The organism is Actinospica durhamensis, assembly GCF_018139695.1.
Taxonomy (GTDB): Bacteria; Actinomycetota; Actinomycetes; order Streptomycetales; family Catenulisporaceae; genus Actinospica; species Actinospica durhamensis.
The window spans coordinates 1-6,841 of sequence record NZ_JAGSOG010000372.1 but is presented as its reverse complement, the minus strand read 5'-3'; the positions used below and the strand labels follow the sequence as shown (position 1 = coordinate 6,841).

9 protein-coding genes are annotated in these 6,841 nt (G+C 69.0%); 3 read left to right on the top strand and 6 right to left on the bottom strand.

Translation table 11 applies throughout. The annotated features are described in order from the left end of the window. Window positions 1-123: 123 nt before the first annotated feature. The 4 genes from KDL01_RS37715 to KDL01_RS37700 form a co-directional block, all read right to left on the bottom strand. Window positions 124-708 (bottom strand): hypothetical protein, encoded by a 585-nt coding sequence (locus KDL01_RS37715; protein WP_212533513.1) that lies wholly within the window; start codon window positions 706-708, stop codon window positions 124-126. 37 nt (window positions 709-745) lie between these two features. After that, window positions 746-1,747: a sensor histidine kinase gene (locus KDL01_RS37710; RefSeq protein WP_212533512.1), complete on the bottom strand. Its 1,002-nt coding sequence runs from the start codon at window positions 1,745-1,747 to the stop codon at window positions 746-748. Continuing rightward, a complete protein-coding gene (locus tag KDL01_RS37705) occupies window positions 1,744-2,469 on the bottom strand; it encodes a response regulator transcription factor (protein ID WP_212533511.1) in 726 nt (241 codons plus the stop codon). The genes KDL01_RS37710 and KDL01_RS37705 overlap by 4 nt, the downstream gene beginning before the upstream one ends. A gap of 208 nt (window positions 2,470-2,677) precedes the next feature. After that, window positions 2,678-3,088: a hypothetical protein gene (locus KDL01_RS37700; protein WP_212533510.1), complete on the bottom strand. Its 411-nt coding sequence runs from the start codon at window positions 3,086-3,088 to the stop codon at window positions 2,678-2,680. A 69-nt stretch (window positions 3,089-3,157) separates the two neighbouring features. Between KDL01_RS37700 and KDL01_RS37695 the strand changes: the two genes are divergently transcribed. Continuing rightward, a complete protein-coding gene (locus tag KDL01_RS37695) occupies window positions 3,158-3,739 on the top strand; it encodes a winged helix-turn-helix domain-containing protein (protein ID WP_212533509.1) in 582 nt (193 codons plus the stop codon). Window position 3,740: 1 nt separating this feature from the next. Then, the gene (locus tag KDL01_RS37690; RefSeq protein WP_212533508.1) at window positions 3,741-4,709 is read left to right on the top strand and encodes an MBL fold metallo-hydrolase; all 969 of its coding nucleotides are present in this window, start codon (window positions 3,741-3,743) and stop codon (window positions 4,707-4,709) included. Window positions 4,710-5,040: 331 nt separating this feature from the next. Here the strand turns inward: KDL01_RS37690 and KDL01_RS37685 are convergent, their stop codons facing one another. Both KDL01_RS37685 and KDL01_RS44930 read right to left on the bottom strand, forming a co-directional pair. Then, window positions 5,041-5,196, bottom strand: coding sequence for an MmyB family transcriptional regulator (locus tag KDL01_RS37685; protein ID WP_212533507.1), 156 nt, complete (start codon window positions 5,194-5,196; stop codon window positions 5,041-5,043). A gap of 19 nt (window positions 5,197-5,215) precedes the next feature. After that, window positions 5,216-5,344: a hypothetical protein gene (locus KDL01_RS44930; RefSeq protein WP_281415819.1), complete on the bottom strand. Its 129-nt coding sequence runs from the start codon at window positions 5,342-5,344 to the stop codon at window positions 5,216-5,218. Between the two features lie 509 nt (window positions 5,345-5,853). Between KDL01_RS44930 and KDL01_RS37680 the strand changes: the two genes are divergently transcribed. Then, entirely contained in the window at window positions 5,854-6,393 is a 540-nt protein-coding gene (locus KDL01_RS37680) for a hypothetical protein (RefSeq protein ID WP_212533506.1), read from the top strand. Window positions 6,394-6,841: the final 448 nt, after the last annotated feature.

The following is a 6,841-nucleotide window of genomic DNA, read 5'->3' as shown; positions in this document are numbered from 1 at the left end:
CGACTCCCACTGGGCATCCGTCAAATCACCACGCGCCATGACCCAGTTCTACAGCCCCGCCAGCCACAGGCCGAAAACCGCAGCCAGAAAGCATCAACAGATAGTCAGATTCACCAACACTGCCTAGCACGAGGGCGTGCCGGTCGTACCGGCTGGGCTCAGCGAGATCTCGACGGCGTTCTTGGCGATGCTGCCGGGCAGGCCGGCCACGGAGGGATCAGCGGAAGCCTCAGCGCCGAGGTTGGCCATCGCGATGATCAAACCCGTGAACCCGTGGCCGGTGAACATGAGCTCCGCCATTCCCTTCGGGGCCCCGGTGCTGGGGTCGGAGCTCAGCGTGCTGTCCGTGATCTGGTAACCCGCCGAAGGAAGAGCCGCATTGTAGAAGTCCGACGCCTGAGGGGGAGTCACCGAGCCCAGCTCGATGAGGATCTGCTTGCCGCAGGGCATGTTTGCCACCACCTGCGCTCCGCGCGGAATCGGGAAGGAGCCGATCGGCGCGTCCACGCGGACCGTACTGCCCGCACCGGCGGAGGCCGACGCCGCGTGCGAGGGGGACGCGGTCGGCGAGGATCCGGCGCCGCTCGCGGCAGCGGAAGGGGACGTTCCCTGGTTCGCAGAGGTTACCCCGGCGGCGCACGCGGCCAGCAGCGACAGACTCGCCGCGCAGGTCGTTACGGTTATGGCCATGCGGCGGTACGCGTTCATCGAATGCCTCCAGTAAGTCCGGTCGTTGCCATTCAGCCTAGGCACGCGCCTTGCCACGGGAATCGCGTCGCTGTCGCAGAACTGCGACAGCGGGCGCGGTTCCGGTACGGCCCTGCACCGGAAGCTGGATGCTGACGACCGTGCCCTGCCCGTCCCGGCTGCGGATCGCGACCTGCCCGCCGTGCCGGGTGATCACGACACGGACCAGGGCGAGCCCGATACCGGTACCGGGCACGCTGCGGGCCGCGCGGCCCCGGGCGAGCTCGTGCCAGACCTCCCCGATCTCGTCCTCCGGGATCCCCGCCCCGGTGTCGGCAACCTCCAGCAGCACCCAGTTGCCGTCCTCGCTGGCGCGTACCTCCACCGTGTCGCCGGGTGCGGAGAACTTGACCGCGTTGGCGACCAGGTTCTGCAGCGCGATGAACAACAGGTCCCTGTCACCTTCGACGAGCGGAAGCGGCCACGGCGCTTGCGGCACGTTCACCCGGATGACCCGCTCGCTCGCCAGGGGGATCGCGTCGGCGGCTTCGGTCACCTCGTGCAGCAGAGCGGGCAGGTCCACCGCTGCGGCCTCGATCTCCCTCGTCTCCAGGTCCGCCAGCTTGCGCAGGTCGCCGACGAGCCGGGCGATCCTGTTCGCCTGCGCCGACACGCTTGCCAGGGCGGCGCCCGCGGAGGTCTCGGCCGTTACCGCGGGGCCGGCCTGCTCGATGTTCGCCAGCCCGGCGCGGATGGCGGTCAGCGGGTTTTTCAGTTCGTGATCGAGCCGCATCAGGAAACGCAGCCGGTCCTCGGTCGCCTTGGCCACCGCGTCGCCCACCGCCGCCGCGGTCGCCGCGGCGGACCGCTGCCGGATCACGGTGAAGGAGGCCAGAACCACGGTACCGAGCAGGCCGGCCATGCCCGCCAGCAGGGCAGGCGACACCAGCACGTACAGCCTGGTTTCGGGTTCGGTCAGCTCGATGACGACGCCGAGGGCGATTCCGGTCAGCGAGGGGGCGAGCAGCCGCGGCAGGCTCCCGCGTATCAGCCTCGTCATCGCACCTCTTCCACTCGCTCGACGAACCGATACCCCTGGCCGGGCACGGTCGCTATCCACTGCGGGCGCGTGGGCTCGTCGCCGAGCGCCCGCCGCAGTTCCGCGATCCGGTTGTCCACGGCGCGCGTTCCGACCGGGAACTCAAACCCCCACAGCACCTCGAGCAGCCGGTCTCGCGTCATCAGCTCGTCCGGGTGAGTGAGCAGGTAGTCGAGCAGCAGCATCGCCTTCGGCGTAAGCAGAAGTTCGGTGTCCCTGAGCCAGGCCCGGCGCGAAATCCGGTCCATCCGCAAGCTGCCGGCCCGCAGTGTGGGCGACGCGGACAGCGGCCTGCGCCCCGGCCGCGCGCGGCGCAGCACCGCGCGCAACCGCGCCAGCAGCTCGTGCGGGTCGAACGGCTTGTTGAGGTAGTCGTCCGCCCCCTCCTCCAGGGCGATCGCGCGTTCAGTCGATCCACCCACCTGCGTCAGCAGTATCACCGGCAGCCAGTGGCCGTCGGATCGCAGCCGGCGCAGTACCTCCCGACCGTCGGCACGGGGCATCAGCACGTCGAGTATGCATCCGTCCGGGTCGAGCCGCTCCACCAGCTCCAGTACGGCCTCGCCGTCCGAGGCGACGTGCACGGCAAACCCGGCCCGTTCGAGGAATGGAGCCAGGTTGGAGGTGATCGCGTCATCGTCGTCGGCGAGAATCACCACAGGACGTGCATCTTGTCTGCCCATGCTCGGCATTATCGCCCGTACGGGCGGATCGCATGACGGGCACTTGTGGTACTCGAGTAACAGACGGGGGCTTGGCCTGGGACGATGGCGGGCGCTTCGGCGTGCTCTGCTCTGTTCTGTTCTGCAATGTTCTGCGACGGCGACGGCGGCGGCAACGGCAACGGCAACATGGCCTCGGCCGCTGGCCCGGCGGAAGACTGACGCCGCATCAGCGCTCCGCGCCCGCCTCGCACTTGCGCGCCACCCACGCGTCGATCGGCTCCCACCAGCCCAGCAGCCACTCATCGCGGGCCGCGCCGCCCGCTGGCACCTGCGCCGCCGGCACCCGCCACGGCCGCACCCGCAGCGCGTCCGCAGCCGAGCGGTCACTCAGGGCGCTGCGAAATACGGCGCTCTGCCCTATCCACGATGACCACGACTTGCGTGCCTCCGTCTCGCCTTCCCCCTCACCACCCGGATCTTCGCGGCCGCCTGGGTCACGCGTCGGGACACAGCCTGGCGAACCGCGGAGATTCTGCTGCTCCAGCAGCAACTCGCCGCGCTGCAACGCCGACTCGGCGAGCGTGCCCGGCCGGAGACGGCGACGACCGGGCAGCGGAGGGTTGCTTGCGGCGTGCACGACGCCCTGGATCCGGCGATCCCAAAGACTACTTTGACATCTCGAAGATGCCAAAGTAGTCTTTGGCTTATGCAGAGCACCGACCTCCAGGCGATCCGGGCACTGACTCACCCGCTGCGCCTGGACCTGATGGAACTGCTCACCGCCCACGGGCCGGCCACGGCCGCCGAGTGCGGCCGGGCGCTCGACGTCCCGCAGGCCAACTGCTCCTTCCACCTGCGCCAGCTGGCGAAGTACGGCTACGTGGAGGAAGCCGCGGCGGACGGCGGGGACCGGCGCGAACGCCGGTGGCGCGTGGCCGAATCCCGGATGGAGACCCGGGTGGAATCCGGCGGACCGCAGGCCGCGGGCCTCGTCCGGCACCGGCTCGAGCGGCTGGTCGTCGAACGCGAGACCCAGGCGATCCTCGAGCGCGTGGACCAGCGCAGGGACGCACCGGAACCGGGGGCGGAGATGATCCTCGCGGCGATCGCGGCCGTGACTCCGCAGGAGGCGGAGGAACTCAAACAGAAGCTGCGGGAGGTACTCGAGCCCTACCTCGCGAAGCCGGACGCGACGGCCGCACCGGGCCGGGACCGCGAGCACATCAGGGTATTCATGGCACTGACGCCGACGGCGTCGATTCCGGGAACGGACAGGGGAGAGCACTGACATGGGCACGCAGACCGAGATCGACTTCACGAGCAAGGCGCCCGTCGCCGGCCGCCTCGACATCGCCTGGAACCACGGCGTCGAGCCGGGGAGCGGCGCCGCGGCCGAGCCCCTGGTCCAGGTCCATCAGTACGACGAGCACACCGTCGTGCTGCGACAGAGCAAGACCGCCAGCTACGAGGCGCCCTTCGTCTTCCTGCTGTTCGGCAACGAGCGGGTGCTGCTGCTCGACACCGGCGCCACCGAGGACCCGGAGCAGTTCCCGCTGCGCGCCACCGTGGACCGTCTCATCGGCGAATGGCTCGAGCGCAACCCGCGCGACGCCGGTTACGAGCTCGTCGTCGCGCACACCCACAGCCACGGCGACCACGTCGCGGGCGACGCCCAGTTCGAGGGCCGCCCCGGCACGAGCGTCGTCGGCAAGGATCTCGAGGCGGTCCAGGCATTCTTCGGCTTCGACGCGCAGCAGGCCGCGGCACCCGGATCCGCGCGGAACGTGACTTACGACCTCGGCGGCCGGGTGCTGGAGGTCATGGCCACCCCGGGCCACCACGCGACCGGGATCACCGTCTACGACCCGTGGACCGCAATCCTCTTCGCCGGCGACACCGTGCTGCCCGGCCGCCTGTACGCCTTCGACTTCCCGGCCTTCCTCGACACCGTCGAGCGGATGGTCGCGTTCACCGAGTCACACGTCGTCAGCCACATCCTGGGCTGTCACGTGGAGATGACGCGGACCCCCCGCCTGGACTACCCGATAGGTGCCCCCTACCAGCCGGACGAAGCGGCCCCGAGCTTCACCCCCGCCCAACTGCGCGCAGTCCGCGACGCGGCACGATCCATCGCCGGCGAGCAGGGCGTCCACCACTTCGACGACTTCAACATCTACAACGAGCCGAACGAGCAGGACCTGCGCGCGCTGGTCGAGCGCGGCGAAGCGGCGCTGAGGGACGCCTGCTCAGCCCACTGATCACCGGACGCCCCGCTGCTGCATCGTCCCGCTCGCCGCCCTGATCGTCGCCAGGTGCTCATGTCATGGATCCAAGCCGTGCTTCAACGCGGCCTCTTGCGTGATGTGACGACAGTCGGCGGTCTGGCTCGACTCCGGCTGCTGCGGAATTCGCCCCGTCATCGAAGCACCGCACCGGCATGGCCCCTTGCCGCGCCCCTTGCCGCCGACTCCGGTGTCGGCTCGGCGGCCAAGGTCGCCACCGCCCGGAGCCTCGCTTCGTACTCGCTTCGTCCTCGCTTCGTCCTCGCTTCATCCTCGCTGCCCGGGACCGCGGTGTAGGCGATGACCTTCAGGTCGGTGTCTCCGTCGGTGACACGTCGCAGTCGACGGAGATGTCACCGACCCGGGGGTGGCGGATCAGCTTCCGGTCCTCGGCGTGGCGGCCGACCGCACCTTCAGCCCAGAACGCGGCGAAGCGGGTGTTGCCCGCGAGAGTGCGGGACACCAGCTCCCCCACGCGCGGGTCATCGGGATAGCGGGGCCGAGGCTTGGCGCAGATCGGCCACCAGGGCGCGGTCGGAAGCCTCGGCGTTGGCGGGGATCACCGGCCAGCTCGTCAGCCGGCCGCGGTCCTCGGCGACGGGGAAGCGCAATCAGACGAGGTTGCGCACCTCGGGGGCGAGATCGGACCGATCGCCGAACAGACCGGCCCAATGGACGCGCGACCAGTTGGCGGCCAACCTCGCGAACGCGCGCCGCATCCTCTACCCGCCGCGGGGATGACGCGGTCCCGGGGCCCGGGGCCTGCACACGCGTCGCGGTACCGCTCAGGCGGCGACTCAGGCTCTGTCGCGCCGTTCGCAGGCATCTACCTCGGCGCCGCCAGACAGCGCGACCACGCGCTCGAACTGGTCAGGACGGCAGCCGCGGCTGGCGTGCCGGAGGGACAGCGCCGCGCAGGTTTCATGCTGACGAACGGGACCGCCGTCGCGAAGGACTCCACGGCGGCCAACGAGTACTTCGTCTGGGCAGCGACCGCAGGAGATAGTCACAGGAGATAGTCAGAGGCTTGACGCGGAGTCGATCTCCCGTGAGTCCAGTCGTCAGCCGTTCGGCTTCCGCCCGACGGCACGCAACGGGTCGTGAGCGTACTCTGCACTTTATGGACACGCCCAACTCCCGGAACAGGGGCCGGAAGCAGGCCAAGCGCCAGAACCCCAAGATGATCGCCTTCATGTGCCTGGCCCTCGCTCTCGGCTGCTTCGGGGCCCTTATATTCACGGCCACAGTCGTCGCCGGCGAGGCCAACAAGTCGGGCTACACGCAGGCACATGGCCTGCCACGGAGCGGCATCGTGACCAGCGTGACGAACCATAACGGCAAAGACCCTTCCTCCGACGTAGGAGTACGGCTGGAAGAACCCGTCAACGGACACTCGGTGACTACCGCGCACCTCAGCGACCTCACCTCCCTGAAGACGGGTGTCACGGTCCAGATCCTGGTCGATCCGCAAGACCCCGGCTACGCCGAGTTCCCCGGCCACCGCTACGAATCGAACTCCCTCCCCCAGATAAGCGCGGCCACCTTTCTCGTGTGTATCGCCTTCTTCGCCTTCGGAGCTGCCTGGTGGGGCCGGGTCTGGTACCGCCAGCGCAAGCGCCCCCAGACCGCCGGATCTCAGGGCAGCGGCGTAAACCTGTAGCCCCTCGGCAAGCCTCAGCGTCACACCGGGCGGCTACGACAACCAGGGCCGGTAATCTCAATGGATTACCGGCCCTGATCTCTGTAGAGCCAAGGGGATTCGAACCCCCGACCTCTTATATGCCAGCCGCCTGTGCGAGTCGCCGATCTGCGCGCAGTCGGTCTTGACACCAACTGGTGATCCTGTCGACCCACCGTTGTTCGTCGCCGTTCGCGGCGGCTGGTGTCAGCCGTCGGTGTCACTAGGATCTTCGACCCCTGGGTGTCCAAGGGAACTGGCCTCAAGCCGCGAGACAATGCTGCGCGTCCGCTCCTCCGTCAATGAGAATCCGCCAACGATTTGGTGCTGCTCAGGTTGGGTGGCGTGACCGAGCGTGTTCGTGCTCGTGCATGTGGGGCGCGGCTGTCATGAGTGTAGATCGTCTGTCACCGGGCGACTGCGAGGTTCG

What these genes read in the sequence shown, in the direction of transcription:
- KDL01_RS37695 (WP_212533509.1), top strand. Translation starts at nt 3,158, where the DNA reads ATGCAGAGCACCGACCTCCAGGCGATCCGGGCACTGACTCACCCGCTG.
- KDL01_RS37690 (WP_212533508.1), top strand. Translation starts at nt 3,741, where the DNA reads ATGGGCACGCAGACCGAGATCGACTTCACGAGCAAGGCGCCCGTCGCC.
- KDL01_RS37680 (WP_212533506.1), top strand. Translation starts at nt 5,854, where the DNA reads ATGGACACGCCCAACTCCCGGAACAGGGGCCGGAAGCAGGCCAAGCGC.
- KDL01_RS37715 (WP_212533513.1), bottom strand. Translation starts at nt 708, where the DNA reads ATGAACGCGTACCGCCGCATGGCCATAACCGTAACGACCTGCGCGGCG.
- KDL01_RS37710 (WP_212533512.1), bottom strand. Translation starts at nt 1,747, where the DNA reads ATGACGAGGCTGATACGCGGGAGCCTGCCGCGGCTGCTCGCCCCCTCG.
- KDL01_RS37705 (WP_212533511.1), bottom strand. Translation starts at nt 2,469, where the DNA reads ATGGGCAGACAAGATGCACGTCCTGTGGTGATTCTCGCCGACGACGAT.